At 53.3% G+C, this 724-nt stretch carries 1 protein-coding gene; it reads right to left on the minus strand.

The genetic code is table 11. The features are described from left to right. Nucleotides 1-724, minus strand: a 724-nt coding sequence (locus tag HP401_RS29500) for an AMP-binding protein (protein WP_173607626.1), incomplete at both ends; no start/stop codon positions are given.

A 724-nucleotide genomic window follows, 5' to 3' on the forward strand; every position in this document is an offset into this window, starting at 1 on the left:
CTTCCGGTCGATCTTGCCATTCGGTGTGAGCGGCATCGCGTTCAGCCAGACAAAGACGGATGGAACCATAAACTCTGGCAATTTTGCTTTTGCCCAGACCGCTAAGTCAGTGGCCTCTTCACTGCTTTCCTCTTTTGTCGTCACATACGCCGCCAGACGCTTGTCACCCAGCTTGTCTTCTCTTGCCATCACCACGGCTTCCTTGACAGCCGAATGGGTGCGAAGGACAGCCTCCAGCTCTCCCAACTCGATCCGATAGCCGCGAATCTTCACCTGATGGTCTATCCGTCCCAAATACTCGATTTGTCCATCTGGAAGATAGCGGACCAAGTCACCGGTGCCGTACATCCGCGCTTGCGGGTCAGCGTGGAATGGGTTGGACAAGAATCGTTCTGCGGTCAGCTCAGGGCGATTTAGGTACCCACGAGCCAAGCCGTCACCACCAAGATACAGTTCCCCAGGTAAGCCCAACGGTACTGGTTGCAGGTTGGCATCGAGAATATACGCTTGTGTGTTGGACAAAGGACGACCAATTGTCGGTTCTGACGTGGCGCCTTTGGTGACCTGTACATACGTGGAGTACGTCGTATCTTCAGACGGTCCATAAAGATTAAAGACTTTTTCGACATGCTCCAATGCATATAGACTTTGTGCCAATGTGTTTGGCAGTGGCTCGCCAGCTAGGTTGACCACCCGTACCGTTGTCGGGATCGCGTTCATCCTT

Origin of the sequence: Brevibacillus sp. HB2.2 (assembly GCF_013284275.1) — a bacterium.
GTDB classification, from domain to species: Bacteria; Bacillota; Bacilli; order Brevibacillales; family Brevibacillaceae; genus Brevibacillus; species Brevibacillus brevis_D.